At 58.2% G+C, this 17,299-nt stretch carries 19 protein-coding genes; 5 read left to right on the plus strand and 14 right to left on the minus strand.

From position 1 onward, the window contains the following. Positions 1-62 precede the first annotated feature (62 nt). From fkpB to murJ, 5 genes are all read right to left on the minus strand, one after another. Positions 63-500 carry an FKBP-type peptidyl-prolyl cis-trans isomerase gene (gene fkpB / locus PSH79_RS23590; RefSeq protein WP_185037054.1) on the minus strand — a complete coding sequence of 146 codons (438 nt, stop codon included), beginning with the start codon at positions 498-500 and terminating at the stop codon, positions 63-65. Positions 501-507: 7 nt separating this feature from the next. Then, positions 508-1,020 carry a signal peptidase II gene (gene lspA, locus PSH79_RS23595; RefSeq protein ID WP_187679204.1) on the minus strand — a complete coding sequence of 171 codons (513 nt, stop codon included), beginning with the start codon at positions 1,018-1,020 and terminating at the stop codon, positions 508-510. Beyond that, a complete protein-coding gene (ileS, locus tag PSH79_RS23600; protein ID WP_305439879.1) occupies positions 1,013-3,844 on the minus strand; it encodes an isoleucine--tRNA ligase in 2,832 nt (943 codons plus the stop codon). Before ileS ends, lspA begins: the two co-directional genes overlap by 8 nt. A 13-nt stretch (positions 3,845-3,857) precedes the next feature. Beyond that, positions 3,858-4,796, minus strand: coding sequence for a bifunctional riboflavin kinase/FAD synthetase (gene ribF, locus PSH79_RS23605; protein WP_305439881.1), 939 nt, complete (start codon positions 4,794-4,796; stop codon positions 3,858-3,860). 129 nt (positions 4,797-4,925) lie between these two features. Next, entirely contained in the window at positions 4,926-6,464 is a 1,539-nt protein-coding gene (gene murJ, locus PSH79_RS23610; RefSeq protein WP_305439883.1) for a murein biosynthesis integral membrane protein MurJ, read from the minus strand. A gap of 252 nt (positions 6,465-6,716) precedes the next feature. Between murJ and rpsT the strand changes: the two genes are divergently transcribed. Further along, complete coding sequence (gene rpsT, locus PSH79_RS23615; RefSeq protein ID WP_003228351.1) at positions 6,717-6,989, plus strand: 30S ribosomal protein S20; 273 nt, start codon at positions 6,717-6,719, stop codon at positions 6,987-6,989. Between the two features lie 112 nt (positions 6,990-7,101). Here rpsT and PSH79_RS23620 read toward each other — a convergent pair whose 3' ends face one another. The 5 genes from PSH79_RS23620 to rplU all read right to left on the minus strand — a co-directional run bounded on the left by PSH79_RS23620 (position 7,102) and on the right by rplU (position 10,846). Then, positions 7,102-7,569, minus strand: coding sequence for a CreA family protein (locus tag PSH79_RS23620; protein ID WP_166216509.1), 468 nt, complete (start codon positions 7,567-7,569; stop codon positions 7,102-7,104). Positions 7,570-7,579: 10 nt separating this feature from the next. Continuing rightward, the gene (gene proB, locus PSH79_RS23625; protein ID WP_187679200.1) at positions 7,580-8,698 is read right to left on the minus strand and encodes a glutamate 5-kinase; all 1,119 of its coding nucleotides are present in this window, start codon (positions 8,696-8,698) and stop codon (positions 7,580-7,582) included. A 123-nt stretch (positions 8,699-8,821) separates the two neighbouring features. Beyond that, complete coding sequence (gene cgtA / locus PSH79_RS23630) at positions 8,822-10,045, minus strand: Obg family GTPase CgtA (RefSeq protein ID WP_095189331.1); 1,224 nt, start codon at positions 10,043-10,045, stop codon at positions 8,822-8,824. A 193-nt stretch (positions 10,046-10,238) separates the two neighbouring features. Next, positions 10,239-10,496 carry a 50S ribosomal protein L27 gene (rpmA, locus tag PSH79_RS23635; RefSeq protein WP_003176049.1) on the minus strand — a complete coding sequence of 86 codons (258 nt, stop codon included), beginning with the start codon at positions 10,494-10,496 and terminating at the stop codon, positions 10,239-10,241. 35 nt (positions 10,497-10,531) lie between these two features. Continuing rightward, positions 10,532-10,846 carry a 50S ribosomal protein L21 gene (gene rplU / locus PSH79_RS23640; RefSeq protein WP_007950961.1) on the minus strand — a complete coding sequence of 105 codons (315 nt, stop codon included), beginning with the start codon at positions 10,844-10,846 and terminating at the stop codon, positions 10,532-10,534. A 240-nt stretch (positions 10,847-11,086) separates the two neighbouring features. Between rplU and PSH79_RS23645 the strand changes: the two genes are divergently transcribed. The 3 genes from PSH79_RS23645 to PSH79_RS23655 all read left to right on the plus strand — a co-directional run bounded on the left by PSH79_RS23645 (position 11,087) and on the right by PSH79_RS23655 (position 12,985). Next, positions 11,087-12,055, plus strand: coding sequence for a polyprenyl synthetase family protein (locus tag PSH79_RS23645; RefSeq protein ID WP_305439886.1), 969 nt, complete (start codon positions 11,087-11,089; stop codon positions 12,053-12,055). Between the two features lie 125 nt (positions 12,056-12,180). Next, on the plus strand, positions 12,181-12,522 hold the full coding sequence (locus PSH79_RS23650) for a zinc ribbon domain-containing protein YjdM (protein ID WP_003228364.1): 342 nt from the start codon (positions 12,181-12,183) through the stop codon (positions 12,520-12,522). 205 nt (positions 12,523-12,727) lie between these two features. Then, positions 12,728-12,985: a hypothetical protein gene (locus tag PSH79_RS23655; RefSeq protein WP_150602192.1), complete on the plus strand. Its 258-nt coding sequence runs from the start codon at positions 12,728-12,730 to the stop codon at positions 12,983-12,985. Between the two features lie 135 nt (positions 12,986-13,120). Here the strand turns inward: PSH79_RS23655 and PSH79_RS23660 are convergent, their stop codons facing one another. The 3 genes from PSH79_RS23660 to PSH79_RS23670 form a co-directional block, all read right to left on the minus strand. Continuing rightward, entirely contained in the window at positions 13,121-13,738 is a 618-nt protein-coding gene (locus tag PSH79_RS23660; RefSeq protein ID WP_123535372.1) for an FKBP-type peptidyl-prolyl cis-trans isomerase, read from the minus strand. Between the two features lie 123 nt (positions 13,739-13,861). Then, positions 13,862-14,167 (minus strand): DUF6482 family protein, encoded by a 306-nt coding sequence (locus tag PSH79_RS23665; RefSeq protein WP_305439887.1) that lies wholly within the window; start codon positions 14,165-14,167, stop codon positions 13,862-13,864. Between the two features lie 174 nt (positions 14,168-14,341). Continuing rightward, the gene (locus PSH79_RS23670) at positions 14,342-14,830 is read right to left on the minus strand and encodes a TIGR00645 family protein (protein ID WP_007909801.1); all 489 of its coding nucleotides are present in this window, start codon (positions 14,828-14,830) and stop codon (positions 14,342-14,344) included. 162 nt (positions 14,831-14,992) lie between these two features. Here PSH79_RS23670 and PSH79_RS23675 point away from each other — a divergent pair, with 162 nt between their 5' ends. Continuing rightward, on the plus strand, positions 14,993-16,822 hold the full coding sequence (locus PSH79_RS23675) for a hypothetical protein (RefSeq protein ID WP_305439889.1): 1,830 nt from the start codon (positions 14,993-14,995) through the stop codon (positions 16,820-16,822). On the opposite strand, the gene PSH79_RS23680 is transcribed toward PSH79_RS23675, so the two are convergent. Next, complete coding sequence (locus PSH79_RS23680; RefSeq protein ID WP_095189336.1) at positions 16,819-17,139, minus strand: hypothetical protein; 321 nt, start codon at positions 17,137-17,139, stop codon at positions 16,819-16,821. The two genes, PSH79_RS23675 and PSH79_RS23680, sit on opposite strands and share 4 nt — an antisense overlap. Positions 17,140-17,299: the final 160 nt, after the last annotated feature.

Genomic DNA, 17,299 nt, shown 5'->3' on the forward strand with positions numbered 1-17,299 from the left:
GAACTTGCGATTTGTGGCGAGGGGATTTATCCCCTCGCCACAAAGGCTCATTCCTACATTTTTTACAGCGCTTTGACGTTGATGATCTCGACGTCAAAGGTCAGCGTCTTGCCAGACAGCGGGTGGTTGAAGTCGATGGTCACTTGCGCGTCGTCGAATTCTTTCACCACACCCGGCAGCTCAGTATTGGCTGCATCGTTGAAGATAACCAGCAAACCCGGCGACAGCTCCATGTCAGCAAACTGTGAACGCGGGATAACCTGCACGTTCTGCGGGTTCGGCTGGCCGAAAGCGTTTTCCGGCTCGACGGTCAGCGTACGCTTGTCGCCGGCCTTGAAGCCGAATAGCGCAGCTTCGAAACCCGGCAGCAGGTTACCGTCGCCAACCTTGAACGTCGCTGGGGCCTTGTCGAAGGTGCTATCGACCGTGTCGCCGTTCTCCAGGCGCAATGCAAAGTGCAAGGTGACTTCCGTGTTCTGGCCGATGCGTTGCTCAGCCAATACCTGTTCAGTCATGAACGGTTTCTCCGGTTTTCTTACTTTTGAACATATCCAGTGCCAGCATCACCGCACCCACGGTGATGGCGCTGTCGGCGAAGTTGAACGCCGGGAAGTACCAGCGGTTTTGCCAGTGCACCAGAATGAAGTCGATCACATGACCCAAGGCAATGCGGTCATACAAATTGCCCAGCGCACCGCCCAGCACCAGCGCCAGAGCGACGGCCAGCCAGGTTTCGTTGCGGCCCAGACGCTTGAGCCAGACCACCAGCACCGCACTGACCACAATGGCGATCAAAGCGAACAGCCAGCGCTGCCAGCCAGAACTGTCAGCCAGGAAGCTGAACGCAGCGCCGGTGTTGTAAGCCAGGGTCCAGCTGAAGTAATCGGGAATGATCACGATCTGCTGGAACATTTCGAGCTTGTCTTCGAAGTAGAACTTGCTGGCCTGGTCGATGACCAGAACCAGCAAACTCAACCAGAGCCAGCTCAACCGTCCGAAACGGCCAACGGCATTAGGCATAGTGACGAACCTCGCCAGCGCCGCTGATGTTGTCGACACAACGACCGCAGATTTCCGGATGCTCCGGGTTCACGCCGACGTCTTCACGGCAGTGCCAGCAACGGGCGCATTTCGCGAAGGCCGACTTGACGATCTTCAGCTTCAGGCCGCTGACTTCGGTCACTACCGCGTCGGCCGGAGCCTGTACAAACGGTGCAACGCTGGCGGTCGAAGTGATCAGCACAAAGCGCAGCTCGTTGCTCAGCTTGGCCAGGTCAGCGCTCAGCGCCTCTTCGGCGAACAGCGTCACTTCGGCTTGCAGGTTGCCACCGACAGCCTTGGCCGCGCGCTGGATTTCCATTTCCTTGTTGACCGCGACTTTGACCGCCATGACGCGCTCCCAGTACTCACGACCCAGCTCGAAGCCTTCCGGCAGCTCGGTCAGACCTTCGTACCAGGTGTTGAGCATCACCGATTCGTTACGCTCGCCCGGCAGGTACTCCCACAGTTCGTCGGCGGTGAAGGCGAGGATCGGCGCGATCCAGCGCACCAGCGCTTCGGAGATGTGGAACAGCGCGGTTTGCGCCGAACGGCGCGCCTTGCTGTTGGCGCCAGTGGTGTACTGACGGTCCTTGATGATGTCGAGGTAGAAACCACCCAGCTCCTGCACGCAGAAGTTGTGGATCTTCGAGTAGACGTTCCAGAAACGGTATTCACCGTAATGCTCTTGCAGCTCGCGTTGCAGCAGCAATGTGCGATCCACTGCCCAACGATCCAGCGCGAGCATTTCCTCGGCCGGCAGGATGTCGGTGGCCGGGTTGAAACCGGTCAGGTTGGAAAGCAGGAAGCGTGCGGTGTTGCGGATACGACGATAGGCGTCCGCACTACGCTGCAGGATCTGCTCGGACACAGCGATTTCACCGGAGTAGTCGGTCGAAGCGACCCACAGACGCATGATGTCGGCGCCCAGAGTGTCGTTGACTTTCTGCGGCGCGATCACGTTGCCCAGCGATTTGGACATCTTGCGGCCCGCTTCGTCGACGGTGAAACCGTGCGTCAGCAGTTCGCGGTACGGCGCGTGGTTGTCGATGGCGCAACCCGTCAGCAAGGACGAATGGAACCATCCACGGTGTTGGTCGGAACCTTCCAGGTACAAGTCGGCGCGCGGGCCGGTCTCATGGCCCATCGGGTGCGAACCGCGCAGGACGTGCCAGTGCGTGGTACCCGAGTCGAACCAGACGTCGAGGGTGTCGCTGATCTTGTCGTATTGCGGCGCTTCATCGCCCAGCAATTCGGCGGCGTCGAGTTTGAACCAGGCTTCGATGCCTTCGACTTCAACGCGCTTGGCGACTTCTTCCATCAGCTCGACGGTGCGTGGGTGCAACTCGCCGCTTTCCTTGTTCAGGAAGAACGGGATCGGCACGCCCCAGTTGCGCTGACGGGAGATGCACCAGTCCGGACGGTTGGCGATCATCGAGTGCAGGCGCGCCTGGCCCCAGGCCGGGACGAACTTGGTGTCTTCGATGGCTTTGAGCGAGCGCACACGCAAGGTGTCGCCGCTGGTTGGCTCTTTGTCCATGCCGATGAACCACTGCGCGGTGGCGCGGTAGATCAGTGGCGTCTTGTGGCGCCAGCAGTGCATGTAGCTGTGTTCGATGACGGTGGTGTGCATCAGCGCACCGACTTCGGTCAGCTTCTCGACGATCGCCGGGTTGGCCTTCCAGATGAACTGGCCGCCGAAGAACTCCAGCGACGGCACGTAAACACCGTTGCTCTGCACCGGATTGAGGATGTCGTCGTTGACCATCCCGTACTTCTTGCAGGTCACGAAGTCGTCCACGCCGTAAGCCGGGGCGGAGTGAACCACACCGGTGCCTGCGCCCAGTTCAACGTAGTCGGCCAGATACACTGGCGACAGACGGTCGTAGAACGGGTGACGGAAATTGATCAGTTCCAGCTCTTTACCGGTGGTGGTCGCGATGACCGAGCCTTCCAGGTTGTAACGAGCGAGGCAGGCTTCGACCAGTTCTTCAGCCAGCACCAGCAGCTTGTCGCCGACATCGACCAGGGCGTAGTTGAATTCCGGGTGAACGTTCAGCGCCTGGTTGGCCGGGATGGTCCACGGGGTGGTGGTCCAGATCACGATCGAGGCAGGTTTGCCCAGCGACGGCAGACCGAACGCGGCAGCCAGCTTGGCTTCATCAGCGATCGGGAAGGCAACGTCGATGGTCGAGGACTTCTTGTTCTCGTACTCGACTTCGGCTTCAGCCAGCGCCGAACCGCAGTCGAAGCACCAGTTCACAGGCTTGAGGCCCTTGAACACGAAACCGCCCTTGACGATTTCGGCGAGGGCGCGGATTTCACCGGCCTCGTTGGTGAAGTTCATGGTCTTGTACGGGTTGGCGAAGTCGCCCAGCACGCCGAGTCGGATGAATTCGGACTTCTGCCCTTCGATCTGTTCGGTGGCGTAGGCACGGCACAGCTCGCGGGTCTTGTCCGCGCCCAGGTTCTTGCCGTGGGTCACTTCAACCTTGTGCTCGATCGGCAGGCCGTGGCAGTCCCATCCCGGAACGTACGGCGCGTCGAAACCCGAAAGGGTTTTCGAGCGGATGATCATGTCCTTGAGAATCTTGTTCAGTGCGTGACCGATGTGGATCGTGCCGTTGGCATACGGAGGGCCGTCGTGCAGAACGAACTTCGGACGATCCTTGCCAATCTCGCGCAACTTTCCGTACAGGCCAATACTGTCCCAGCGCTGCAGGATCTGCGGTTCGCGCTGTGGCAGGCCGGCCTTCATTGGGAAGGCGGTGTCCGGAAGGTTTAGCGTGGCTTTATAGTCGGTCATTTAAGGCTCTTCATTAGCGATGGGCGCTAGGTGCGGCTAGTGCACGGGCGGTGGCGACATCCGCATTGATCGCCGTTTTCAGCGCCTCCAAGGAGGCGAAACGCTGCTCTTCACGCAGCTTTTGGTGGAAAACCACCGTCAAACGCCGGTCATACAGATCGCCGGCAAAATCTAAAAGATGGACTTCAAGGTGGGCCTTGCCATCACCTTGCACCGTGGGCCGCACGCCGATGTTGGCGACGCCGGGCCAGGTCTTGCCGTCAATGTCCACATCCACCAGATACACCCCGGTAAACGGCACGCGACGACGCTTGAGTTGAATATTGGCAGTGGGCGTCCCCAGTTGCCGGGCCAGTTTCTGGCCATGCAGCACGCGACCGGCGATGCGGTACGGGCGGCCGAGCAGGCGTTCGGCCAAGGCAAAATCGGCGGCGGCCAACGCGTTGCGCACCTGAGTGCTGCTGACGCGAATGCCGTCCAGCTCGACGGTTTGCGCAGCTTCCACGCTAAACCCGTGAACCTGCCCGGCCTGCAGCAGGAAATCGAAGTCGCCGAGGCGGTCGCAACCGAAACGGAAGTCGTCACCGACCTCCAGATGCTGCACACCGAGACCGTCGACCAGAATAGTATCGACGAACTCACTGGCGCTGAGTTTGCTCAGGCGCTGGTTGAAGGCCAGGCACAAGACCCGGTCAACACCTTCGGCCGCCAGCAGTTGCAGTTTGTCGCGCAACCGTGCCAGACGTGCTGGCGCAGTCTCGGTTGCAAAGAATTCCCGTGGCTGCGGCTCGAAAATCACCACGCAGCTGGGTACGCCCAACTCGAGCGCACGCTCACGCAGACGGGCCAGGATAGCCTGGTGACCGCGGTGAACACCGTCAAAGTTGCCAATAGTGGCGACGCAGCCCCGATGCTGGGGGCGCAAGTTGTGGAGGCCTCGAACCAGCTGCATAACGCGCTTCTTGCTCATAAAGTGGCCGATTATAACCACACCCGGCGGCAGACGACAGGCAACACCGTAACGCAAAGTGATCGAGCCGACAAAACTGCCGGCCCGCGCCTGTTTATAAAGGGTAAAACCTCAGCTCAAGGCCTTGCGATTGAAGTCGCGCAGACGGAAACCGAGCAACAGCAGCATGCCGAAATAAGCAATCACACCCGCGGCGACCAAAGCCCCCAGGCGCAGGAAGCGTTCCAGCATGTGCCCCTGATCCCAGGCCGGCATGAAATGCATGCCGACCAACAACACCACCGACATCACCGCAACCGCCACAACCAGCTTGAAGCCGAACTTCGCCCAACCAGGCTGCGGCTGGTACATCTGCTGCTTACGTAACTGATAGAACAGCAATCCGGCGTTCAGACAGGCGCCAGCACTGATCGCCAACGCCAGACCGGCATGGGCCAACGGGCCGATCAACATCAAGTTGAACAGCTGAGTAACCACCAGCGTGAAGATTGCGATTTTCACCGGAGTCCGGATGTTCTGTTGCGCGTAAAAGCCCGGCGCCAGCACTTTGATCACGATAATCCCGAGAAGGCCGACAGAATAGGCGATCAATGCGCGCTGAGTCATCTCGGCATCAAAGCCACTGAACTGGCCGTACTGGAACAGCGAAACGGTCAATGGCTCGGCGAGAATCCCCAGCGCCAGCGAGCACGGCAGCACCAGCACGAAGCACAGGCGCAGGCCCCAGTCGAGAATGCGCGAATACTCGTGGCGATCCTTGCTGGCGTAGGTTTTGGCCAGAGTCGGCAACAGAATCGTGCCCAACGCCACACCCAACACACCGGACGGCAACTCCATCAAACGGTCGGCGTAATACATCCACGACACCGATCCTGCGACCAGAAACGAGGCGAAGATGGTGTTGATGATCAGCGAAATCTGGCTCACCGAGACACCGAGGATTGCCGGCAGCATCTGCTTCATGACACGCCAGACACCGGTGTCGCGCAGATTCAGGCGCGGCAGCACCAGCATGCCGATCTTTTTCAGGTGTGGCAGTTGATAGAGCAATTGCGCCAGACCACCGACCAGCACCGCCCAGCCAAGGGCCATGACCGGTGGATCGAAGTACGGCGTGAGGAACAGCGAAAACACGATCATGCTGACGTTGAGCAATGTCGGCACGAAGGCCGGAACCGAGAAACGGTTCCAGGTATTGAGAATTGCCCCGGCCAGCGACGACAGGGAGATCAGCAATATATAAGGGAAGGTCACCCGCAACAGATCAGAGGTGAGCTGGAATTTTTCCGGTGTATCGGTGAAACCGGGGGCTGTGGCCCAGATCACCCATGGCGCAGCGATCATGCCCAGTGCCGTTACCACAGCCAACACCAACGTCAGCAAGCCTGAAACGTAGGCAATAAAGGTGCGAGTCGCTTCCTCGCCCTGTTGGCTTTTGTATTCGGCAAGAATCGGTACAAACGCTTGAGAGAACGCACCTTCGGCAAAAATTCGCCTCAGTAGATTGGGTAGTTTGAAAGCGATAAAGAAGGCGTCAGTCGCCATTCCGGCGCCGAATGTGCGAGCGATGAGCGTGTCACGAACAAACCCCAAAATACGGGAAAGCATCGTGATAGAGCTGACGGCGGCCAACGATTTGAGCAGATTCATTGAGGAAATCAGGGCCTTTCGATAAACAGCAGGCGAACAATGCGCCTACTTGTGCGATACTCCGCGCCGCAACAGCACAGAGCCAAAGCTCGCGAGTTTACAGGTCAAGCGCCGGAAATAAATATCCCGCCTCTTTATACCTACCACTTAGCGGAACGATTGAAGTGCCCTTGACAAGACTCCAACTCATCGGCATGATTCGCGGCCTATTTTGTTTGCTATTTCCTAAAAAGTCTTTCGAGGAGCTCGACGGTGGCCAACTCACCTTCCGCCAAAAAACGTGCAAAACAGGCTGAGAAGCGTCGCAGCCACAACGCCAGCCTGCGTTCCATGGTTCGTACCTACATCAAGAATGTAGTTAAAGCCATCGACGCAAAAGACGCTGAAAAAGCTCAAGCTGCATACGTTCTGGCTGTGCCAGTTATCGACCGCATGGCCGATAAAGGCATCATCCACAAGAACAAGGCTGCTCGTCATAAGAGCCGTCTGAATGGCCACGTCAAGGCACTGAAAGAAGCTGCCTAAGCGACGTAGTCATTAAAAAACCGACCTCAGGGTCGGTTTTTTATTGCCTGCGATTTGATAAATGCAGAGCAAAAAAAATGTGGGAGCTGGCTCCCACATTGGTTTTCTTGCTTTATTGCTGAACCGGCACCCACGGCAGGATCGGAATCGCCGTCACCGCATTCTGCGGGCTGCCTTCGATCAAGCGGTCGCTGTAGACCAGGTACACCAGAGTATTGCGCTTCTTGTCGAGGAAGCGCACCACCTGCATGGTCTTGAACACCAGCGATGTGCGCTCCTTGAACACCTCATCGCCATCCTTCAACTCACCCTTGAACTTGATCGGACCGACCTGACGGCAAGCGATCGAGGCTTCGGCGCGATCCTCGGCCAGACCCAGACCACCCTTCACACCACCCGTCTTGGCGCGCGACAGGTAACAGGTCACACCTTCCACCTTCGGATCATCAAAGGCCTCGACCACGATCCGGTCATTCGGCCCGACAAACTTGAACACCGTCGACACCTGACCGATTTCCTCGGCCGAGGCCAGCAATGGCAACGCCATCAGCAACCCCAACAATCCTTTTGCTACACGCATCGAGCCTTCCTCAAACCAGAATCAGATTGTCACGGTGAACCAGTTCCGGCTCAGCCATGTAACCCAGCAAACCGACAATCGCATCCGACGACTGTCCGATAATTTTTTGTGCTTCCAGCGCACTGTAGTTGGCCAGACCCCGAGCGATCTCACGACCGTCCGGCGCCACACACACCACCATCTCACCACGACGGAAACTGCCCTGCACCAGTTTGACGCCCACCGGCAGCAGGCTCTTGTTGCCCTGGGACAGCGCCGACACCGCACCATCATCCAGCACCAAGGTGCCGCGAGTCTGCAAATGCCCGGCCAGCCACTGCTTGCGAGCAGCCAGCATGCCGCGCTCAGGCGACAGCAAGGTGCCGATGCGCTCGCCCGCCTTCAGACGATCCAGCACACGCTCAAGCCGACCACCAACGATGATGGTGTGCGCACCGGAACGCGCCGCCAGCCGCGCAGCGCGCAACTTGGTCTGCATGCCGCCGCGACCCAGCGCACCGCCAGTGCCGCCCGCCACCGCATCCAGACCCGGATCATCGGCACGCGCCTCGTAGATCATCTGCGCATCGGGATTGTTGCGCGGATCAGCGTCGAACATGCCATCGCGATCCGTCAGGATCACCAGTAAATCGGCTTCGACCAGATTAGCAACCAGCGCCGCCAGCGTATCGTTGTCACCGAAACGGATCTCGTCGGTAACCACGGTGTCGTTTTCGTTGATGACCGGGATGACTTTCAGCTCGACCAGCGCACGCAACGTACTGCGGGCATTCAGGTAGCGCTTGCGGTCGGACAGGTCGTCGTGGGTCAGGAGAATCTGCGCCGTGTGCCGGCCATGCTCGGCGAAGCTCGATTCCCACGCCTGCACCAAGCCCATCTGACCAATTGCCGCAGCAGCCTGGAGCTCGTGCATCGCACTGGGTCGTGCGGTCCAGCCCAAACGACTCATGCCGGCCGCCACCGCCCCGGAGGACACCAGCACCAACTCGACGCCAGCCTCATGCAAGGCCACCATCTGCTCGACCCAGACACTCATTGCCGCACGATCCAGCCCTTTGCCATCAGCTGTCAGCAAAGCGCTGCCGATCTTCACGACCCAACGCTGCGCACCTGTCACCTTGCTCCGCATCATCTTCAACCTTAGCTTGAGGGCAGCGCGACCCAGCGCCGCCCATGACGTTATTTGTGACTTGCGATTTCCAGATACTAAAACGCCGCTCGATTGAGCGGCGCTTAAGTTTACTGCAACGAATCAGTCGCGCACGTAAATGATTTCCGGACCATCTTCGTCATCGACATCTTCTTCGTCCCAATCATCGTCACCGATGTCGTGGACCGACTTCACGCCGCTGCGACGCAGAGCACGCTTGTCATCCAGCGCCTGCAACTGCGCGCGGGCTTCGTCTTCGATGCGCTGATCGAGATCGGCCAGCTCTTCCTTGTAAGCCGGGTCATTGGCCAGGCGATCGGCACGATCTTCCATGTAACGCATGATGTCGTGGCACAGACGCTCGGTACCGATCTTGGCGATGGCCGAGATCACGTACACCGGACCAGTCCACTCCAGGCGATCAACGATTTCCTTGACGCGCTCGTCGTGCTCTTCTTCAAGGATCTGGTCGCACTTGTTCAGCACCAGCCAGCGATCACGCTCAGCCAGGGACGGACTGAACTTGATCAACTCGTTGACGATCACTTCAGCCGCATCCGGAGCGCTGGAGTCATCCAGCGGCGCCATGTCGACGAGGTGCAGCAGCAGACGCGTACGCGCCAAGTGCTTGAGGAAACGAATACCCAGACCGGCACCGTCGGAAGCACCTTCGATCAAGCCCGGAATGTCGGCGACAACAAAGCTCTTCCAGCGATCGACGCTGACCACACCCAGGTTCGGCACCAGCGTGGTGAACGGGTAGTCGGCAACTTTCGGCTTGGCGGCCGAGACCGAACGGATAAAGGTACTTTTACCAGCGTTCGGCAAGCCCAGCAGACCCACATCGGCCAGCACTTTCATTTCCAGCTTCAAGTCGCGCTGCTCACCCGGCTTACCCGGAGTGGTCTGACGCGGCGCGCGGTTGGTACTGGATTTGAAACGGGTGTTACCCAGACCGTGCCAGCCGCCCTGCACCACCATGAGCTTCTGACCAGCCTTGGTCAGGTCGCCAATGACTTCCTGAGTGGCAGAGTCGATCACCGTGGTACCGACCGGTACGCGCAGGATCAAATCTTCGCCCTTCTTGCCAGTGCAGTCGGTGCTGCCGCCGTTGGAGCCACGCTCGGCATCGAAGTGCCGGGTGTAACGGTAGTCGACCAGGGTGTTGAGGTTTTCGTCGGCCATCATGTAAATGGAACCGCCATCACCACCATCACCGCCGTTCGGGCCACCGTTTTCGATGAATTTTTCCCGACGGAAACTCATGGCGCCATTGCCGCCATCACCAGCCTTTACGCGAATCGATACTTCATCAACAAACTTCATAACCAACGCCTCTCGCCATACGGACGAGCCGAAAAACAATCAAGACATAAGACTCTTGCAAAAATGAGCGCAGCGACCCCAAAACACGACCTGCATCGCACGCCGACAGCCCATACAAACAGCTTTGCAAGAGACTCACCCCACAAACGAAAAAGCCCCGTCGCAAGACAGGGCTCTTCCAGCGATTGCGCAATTAAGCTGCGACAACGCTCACGTAACGGCGGTTGAACGCGCCTTTTACTTCAAACTTGATCACGCCTTCGATTTTCGCGAAGAGGGTGTGATCTTTACCCATGCCAACACCGTAACCGGCGTGGAATTGGGTGCCGCGCTGACGCACGATGATGTTGCCCGGAATGATTTTCTGGCCACCATACATCTTCACGCCAAGGCGTTTGGCTTCTGAGTCGCGACCGTTACGGGTACTACCACCAGCTTTTTTGTGTGCCATGAGTTCAATTCTCCTAGTGAGGAATTAGGCTGAAATTAAGCCTGAATACCGGTGATTTTGATCTCGGTGTACCACTGGCGGTGGCCCATACGCTTCATGTGGTGCTTACGACGACGGAACTTGATGATGCGGACTTTATCGTGACGACCTTGGGAGATCACTTCAGCCACAACAGTAGCGCCAGCAACAACTGGAGCGCCGATGTTTACGTCGTCGCCATTGGCAACCAACAGAACGCGATCAAAGGTAACGGATTCGCCGGTAGCGACTTCCAGTTTTTCGATCTTCAGGTATTCACCTGGGGCGACTTTGTACTGCTTGCCGCCAGTAACGATTACTGCATAAGACATGGTATTTCTCCGATAATCCTGCTCACCCAGCTCTTTATAAGAAGAGGTATTGGCTGGCATGGCTGCATGGGGCTGGAAGGCCCGCTTGCAATTGCGTAAGGCAGGTGCTGCCCAGGAAGTTCAGGGTGCGCGATTGTACGCAAGGCGCAGCAGGCTTGCAAGTAGCCGTCCATCGCGCCTTGACAGGTCTGGACGGGGGTCCTAGCATGCCGCGCAACCCTTCTGGAGCGACTCTCGCTGATGCAACCCCAAGCTTTCTACCGCGCGGTGGCGGACGATTTTAGCGCCGTCGACGGCATCATCAAGAAGCAGCTGACTTCCCGAGTACCGCTGGTATCGAAAATCGGCGACTACATCACGTCGGCCGGCGGCAAGCGTCTGCGTCCTTTATTAGTGTTGCTGTGTGGCAAGGCCCTGGGTCGCGAAGGCGACGATATGCGTCTGCTGGCCGCTACCATCGAATTCCTGCACACCGCCACCCTGCTGCATGACGACGTGGTCGACATGTCCGGCATGCGCCGTGGCCGCTCGACCGCCAACGCCATGTGGGGCAACGCCCCGAGCGTGCTGGTCGGCGACTTCCTGTACTCGCGCTCGTTCGAAATGATGGTCGAACTGGGCTCGATGCCAGTGATGAAGATCCTGTCCCAGGCCACGCGCATCATCGCCGAAGGCGAAGTGTTGCAGCTGTCCAAGGTGCGAGACGCCAGCACCACCGAAGAAACCTACATGGAAGTCATCCGCGGCAAGACCGCGATGCTCTTTGAAGCATCGACCCACAGCGCCGCCGCGCTGGCCGGCGCCTCCGCCGAGCAGAGCGAAGCGCTGCGCACCTTCGGTGATCACCTGGGCGTGGCATTCCAACTGGTCGACGACCTGCTCGACTACAAGGGCGACGCTGAAACCCTGGGCAAGAACGTCGGTGACGATCTGGCCGAAGGCAAGCCGACTTTGCCGCTGATCTACACCATGCGCGAAGGCACGCCTGAGCAGGCTGCACTGGTGCGTCAAGCGATCCAGAAAGGCGGGATCGAAGATCTGGAAAGCATCCGCATCGCGGTTGAAGCCTCCGGTTCGCTGGAGTACACCGCGCAACTGGCCCGTGATTATGTGGCCCGTGCGATCAAGTGCCTCGATGCGCTGCCGGCCAGCGAATACCGCGATGCACTGATTGAACTGAGCGAGTTTGCGGTCGCCCGTACGCACTGATTCTGCCCGCGTCACCACAAGCCGCAGCCTTCTCTGAAGCCTGCGGCTTTTTGTTGCCTGCCCTCTCACGGCTAAAACCTTATACAATGTGCGACTTTTAGCGATCCACATCCCAAGGAGCCTTAGTGAGCACGTTGCCACCCTGCCCGAAATGCAATTCCGAATACACCTACGAAGACGGTGCCCAACTGATCTGCCCGGAGTGCGCCCACGAGTGGTCTGCCAATGGCGAAGCCGAAGTGGCCTCTGATGACGCAGTGAAGAAAGATTCGGTGGGTAACGTCTTGCAAGACGGCGACACCATCACCGTGATCAAGGACCTGAAGGTCAAGGGCACGTCGCTGGTGGTCAAGGTCGGCACCAAGGTCAAGAACATCCGCTTGTGCGATGGCGACCACGATATCGACTGCAAGATCGACGGCATCGGCCCGATGAAACTCAAATCCGAGTTCGTCAGAAAAGTCTGAGACTGTTGTCATCCATCCCGCGCCAGCCGTGGGATGGAGCTCCACCCTCCTCGCTTTCCCCCAGAAAAACCACGCAATAGCTAAACGCCAGCCGTTTTGACCTTACGCAATCTTTACCCGTAAAAATTCACAACATGCCAATAGGCGCTTGCTATTTGACGAATAAGAATTATTCTCATTGAAACCTTTCAAGGAGATTAGAACCATGACTTATTTGATCGACGCCTGGCTGGATCGCCCACACCCGTATCTAAGAATCCTGCACCGGGAAACCGGGGAAGTCTGCGCAGTGCTGGAAGAAGAGGCCCTGCATGAGCTGCAGGATCAAGGGGATCTGGACGTCAGCAGCCTTAATTCAAGCGAGCCGCTGGTGCTCAAGGAGCTGGTGCGCAATCTGTTTCTGTTCTGCTATGCCCGGGCCTTGCGCCCGACCAATGAACTGCATCACAAGATAGAACTATGAAACACGGTAAAAACTGTAGGAGTGAGCCTGCTCGCGCAAGCGGTGTATCAGGCAACCGAGTAGTCAACTGAAAAGACGCCTTCGCGAGCAGGCTCACTCCTACATTGCTAACCCGTCACGAAGACAGGCCAGGTCTTACAGAACGTCGAGCAGCTCGACGTCGAATACCAGAACGCTGTGCGGCGGGATGCTGCCAACGCCTTGAGCGCCGTAAGCCAGTTCGCTCGGCACGTACAGACGCCATTTGCTGCCGGCATTCATCAGTTGCAGGGCTTCGGTCCAGCCGGCAATCACGCCGCCAACCGGGAATTCTGCAGGCTGGCCGCGCTCGTAGGAGCTGTCGAACACAGTGCCGTCGATCAGGGTGCCGTGGTAGTGAGTACGCACCTGGTCTTCACGGGTAGGCTTGGCGCCTTCGCCCTGAGTCAGCACTTCGAATTGCAGGCCGGAAGCCAGGGTGGTGATGCCGTCACGCTTGGCGTTTTCAGCCAGGAATGCCAGGCCTTCGCCCGCAGCGGCTTCAGCTTTTGCGGCCGCTTCTGCTTGCATGATCTCGCGGATCACCTTGAAGCTGGCGGACATTTCTTCCTGACCCACGCGGCTTGGCTGGCCTGCGAAAGCGTCAGTCAGACCGGCCAGGATCGCGTCCAGGCTAACGCCCGGTGGCGGGTTGTCGCGCAGCTGGTCACCCAGCTGACGGCCAATGCCGTAGCTGACGCGGGTTTCGTCGGTGGACAGATTTACTTCGGACATGACACTGCTCCGCTGTGCGGACGGCCAAAAGACTTGCCGTGCGTGCACAGCGCGTCCCGGCGCGCCCGGAACCAAAAGGGCGAGCAGACTAGCACAGATGCCCAATTGTTTGGGGCATGGCCCCTACAGGGCGGAACGCCACGCAAGCGGCACTTTCAGACTTTCCTCGCCGCTGGCGCCCAGCCCGCACATTTCATCGTGTACCGAGGTGTGTACCAGGTTGAACGGCAACATCGGGAAGTGATGCAGCAAATCCCGCGCATGCTCCACTGAGCGCAGCGTCAGCATGTTGCCCTTGAGATCGCTCAACGGGTACGCAGCCCCATGCATCCGCGCTTCCAGCAGATAAATCCCGCCTTCCATGGAGATCAGGTTCAGCTCATCGACCTTTCTGGCGATAGCAAAGGCATTCAACTCTTGCAGGTTCATGAACACACCTCACGCAGTGGCGAGCCAAGACCTCTACAGGGATATGCCCGCCCGCCCCAAAGCACAAGCCACAAACGACACCGCCCGTCTGTTTCGCAACAGACGGGCGGTGTTTTTGTGTTGCGAGGGCGATCGCTACACGATCCAGCGGGAGCAGCTCCCTCGCCACATTGATCAGTGCTTGGTGACCTTGTCGAGGTAACCCATGGCAAACGCCGAGACCACAAAGGTCATGTGGATGATCACGTACCACATCAGGTGCTCGGGATCGACGTTCTTGGCGTCCATGAAGATCCGCAGCAGGTGAATCGAGGAGATCGCCACGATCGAGGCCGCCACTTTCATCTTCAGCGACGAAGAGTCCATGGTGCCGAGCCAGCTGAGTTTTTCCTTACCTTCGTCGATGTTCAGTTCGGAAACGAAGTTCTCGTAGCCGGAAATCATCACCATCACCAGCAGGCCACCCACCAGCGCCATGTCGATCAGCGACAGCAGCACCAGAATCAGCTCCGACTCGGCCATCGAGAACACGTTGGGCAGGATGTGGAAAACTTCCTGGAAAAATTTCAGCGCCAACGCCAGCAGCCCGAGAGACAACCCGATGTAGATCGGCGCCAGCAGCCAGCGCGAGGCGTACATTGCATTTTCGATAAAGCGTTCCATTGAATCTCACACAAGGGGGGTTGTAATGGGTGGCGAGTATACCAGCCACCTGTGACAGCCAGAAACCGCCCGGAAATCCGCTACCTGCGTGTGTGTGACAAGGTTTTTCTGCTAGTGTCCAAATCATTGACAGCCCAGCGACAGTGGACAGGACGAGTGGAAATGGATCTGCGATTGCCGATAGCGACTGCCGGAATTTGCCTCGCGCTGCTGATGAGCGGTTGTTCGCCCGGCGACGACAAGCAGACTGCCAGCCTTGAAGAAAAGACCACAAAGTTCGAACAGTCACTCGATGCCATCACCGACCCGAAGCTCAAGGACGCCATCACCGAGCTTGGCGGTTCGCTGCTGCTGCTTGAGCGCGCAAAGCAGAAACTCGACAGCCATCCGGCAAAAACCGAATACGGCGAAGACGCCCTCGGCGTGCTAAAGCATTACCCGACCCCGCAAAGCCTTGTCGACACCTTCATCAATGGCCTGTTCGTATTGCACAAGGACGCCAGCTCCGATTACCTCACGGATCTGCAACCGGTCTTCCCCTTCAACCTGAACATTCCCGGCGGCTTCCTGTTTCCCCATAGCGTGGAATGGCAGTCGGTAACGCTGAGCAACAAGCGCGTCATTGCTTATCAACCCGAGTGGTCGGAAACCGATCCCGGCATTCAGTTGAGCCCGTCCAGCTCCAACGTCACCAACCCCGATGACCTGACGGTGACCTACCCATTCATAGACGGCCTGAATGTGGACAAGAAAACCCAGCCGCAACCAGTGAGCCTGCAAGGCCAGGTCGAAGTCATTGCGCCGCGACGTTTGTACAGTTTCGACCTGACGCAAAAGGACGTTGGCCAGATCCGCACCAATGACAACCTCAGCGTCAAACTGCTCAAGCTTGAAAAGAACTACGCGCAAGTTGAGTTCAGCAACAGCCGGCCATTGGCTCCGGAAGTCGCAAACGCCCAGCTCAATCCGCTGATCGTTCAAGCCCGCGACACCAGCGGGCAATACTTGGTGCGTGCCGGCTCGATCAACGAGAGCCCGGAGCAGGTGACCTTCTACGAAAAACAACTGAAGCAGCTGCAACAGCAGAAAGTCTGGAGTGACACTCTGGAAAAACAGCTCAGTGACGATCAACAAGCCTTCGAGCAGCAACACCCCAAGCGCTACACCAAGATCTACTTCAACGGTCCGATCGAAACGCTGGAAGTCAGCGTGCTGGACTTCTCATCCGCCACCGTAACCCGCAAAAACCTGGACCTGCCGATTCGTGCGTTCAATCAGCACACCACGGAAAAAGCCATCCAGCCACTGGATCTGCCGGTGGTGGTGTATGACGATCTGGCCGTGAACTGGCTCAAAGGCGCGAGCCTGACTGAGGAACAGTTGAAAGCCGGCATCCGTATCCATCAATCGCTGGAAGACCCGAGCGCGGCGCGTATCGAGTTTTCCCATCGACGTACCTTCAACGATGAATTGCTCGGTGATGACTTCAGCCCCGGCGTCAGCCCGGTGACGTTCTTCACCGAAAAGCGCAGCGGCAAACTGGATGAGCCAATCGAACTGCCGCCCGAGGCTTATCAGGTCGACCCGTTGCGGGCGACGATTACCTATGATTTGAATCTGTTCCCGGAAACCCCGGCGATTGCCGTCGGTTCGATGCCGTTGTTTCTCGCCACGGTCGACAAAAAATCCTACGACGCCAAGTCTTTGCCCAAAGGCCTGGAGATCAAAAACAACACCCTGGCGGTGGATCTGAAACTGTTTCCTGCGAACGAATGGCGGTTCTTCGTCAAAGACGACAGCGGCAACTATCTGAAGCAGATCCTCTCGGTCAGCCATGATGCGAGCGCAGAAGGCCCAGCGTTATTCGGCGTGCATTACTTCTACGGCCGCCCAAGCCATGTGGAAACCTTTCAGCGAACCGACCTCGCCACCGTGCAGTACGGTTTTGAGGTCAAACTCGACAAGTCGCAGGTACCCGACCCTGCGCCCTAACTGTTGAGGCTACGTCCCCGCCCGCCGTTGATCTGCCGTAGCTGGGCTTGCAGGTGCAAGCTCCAGATTTGCGGATCGTCGGCCAGTTCATAGCCGTGCAGGGTCAGACTTTCGACGATGGTATCGAGGATCGACTCGGCAGCGACCGGCCCATGAAACGGGCCTTGGGCTTTGATGGCGGAGGGTTGTTCGCCGGCCATACCGGCCGCGAAAAGCAGCGTCCACATGCCGGTATCGCCGGCCAACGGCTTGATGGCGCACTCGATACGGGTCACGAGACCCAGGCATTGACGGGTGAGGCAGAGGTTGCGCGACATGGCGGCGACCCTCGGTGAAGCCGGTATTCAGCCCTCACGGGAGGGCTGGCTCGATCCAGTGATACTGTCGATATCCTTGAGCTGAGAATAGAAGAAAAGTTCGCCGCGCAAGCTTTATGGAACCAGAAGGCGCCGAATGGTCATTGTGTGAATATTGGCG

It is taken from the genome of Pseudomonas sp. FP2196 (assembly GCF_030687715.1).
Taxonomy (GTDB): domain Bacteria; phylum Pseudomonadota; class Gammaproteobacteria; order Pseudomonadales; family Pseudomonadaceae; genus Aquipseudomonas.

Excerpts from the sequence above, each read along its gene's own strand:
- rpmA (WP_003176049.1), bottom strand. The coding sequence starts at position 10,496 with ATGGCACACAAAAAAGCTGGTGGTAGTACCCGTAACGGTCGCGACTCA.
- PSH79_RS23645 (WP_305439886.1), top strand. The coding sequence starts at position 11,087 with ATGCAACCCCAAGCTTTCTACCGCGCGGTGGCGGACGATTTTAGCGCC.
- lspA (WP_187679204.1), bottom strand. The coding sequence starts at position 1,020 with ATGCCTAATGCCGTTGGCCGTTTCGGACGGTTGAGCTGGCTCTGGTTG.
- cgtA (WP_095189331.1), bottom strand. The coding sequence starts at position 10,045 with ATGAAGTTTGTTGATGAAGTATCGATTCGCGTAAAGGCTGGTGATGGC.
- ribF (WP_305439881.1), bottom strand. The coding sequence starts at position 4,796 with ATGCAGCTGGTTCGAGGCCTCCACAACTTGCGCCCCCAGCATCGGGGC.
- PSH79_RS23680 (WP_095189336.1), bottom strand. The coding sequence starts at position 17,139 with ATGTCGCGCAACCTCTGCCTCACCCGTCAATGCCTGGGTCTCGTGACC.
- PSH79_RS23675 (WP_305439889.1), top strand. The coding sequence starts at position 14,993 with ATGGATCTGCGATTGCCGATAGCGACTGCCGGAATTTGCCTCGCGCTG.
- PSH79_RS23665 (WP_305439887.1), bottom strand. The coding sequence starts at position 14,167 with ATGAACCTGCAAGAGTTGAATGCCTTTGCTATCGCCAGAAAGGTCGAT.
- ileS (WP_305439879.1), bottom strand. The coding sequence starts at position 3,844 with ATGACCGACTATAAAGCCACGCTAAACCTTCCGGACACCGCCTTCCCA.
- murJ (WP_305439883.1), bottom strand. The coding sequence starts at position 6,464 with ATGAATCTGCTCAAATCGTTGGCCGCCGTCAGCTCTATCACGATGCTT.
- rplU (WP_007950961.1), bottom strand. The coding sequence starts at position 10,846 with ATGTCTTATGCAGTAATCGTTACTGGCGGCAAGCAGTACAAAGTCGCC.
- PSH79_RS23670 (WP_007909801.1), bottom strand. The coding sequence starts at position 14,830 with ATGGAACGCTTTATCGAAAATGCAATGTACGCCTCGCGCTGGCTGCTG.
- proB (WP_187679200.1), bottom strand. The coding sequence starts at position 8,698 with ATGCGGAGCAAGGTGACAGGTGCGCAGCGTTGGGTCGTGAAGATCGGC.
- PSH79_RS23655 (WP_150602192.1), top strand. The coding sequence starts at position 12,728 with ATGACTTATTTGATCGACGCCTGGCTGGATCGCCCACACCCGTATCTA.
- PSH79_RS23620 (WP_166216509.1), bottom strand. The coding sequence starts at position 7,569 with ATGCGTGTAGCAAAAGGATTGTTGGGGTTGCTGATGGCGTTGCCATTG.
- PSH79_RS23660 (WP_123535372.1), bottom strand. The coding sequence starts at position 13,738 with ATGTCCGAAGTAAATCTGTCCACCGACGAAACCCGCGTCAGCTACGGC.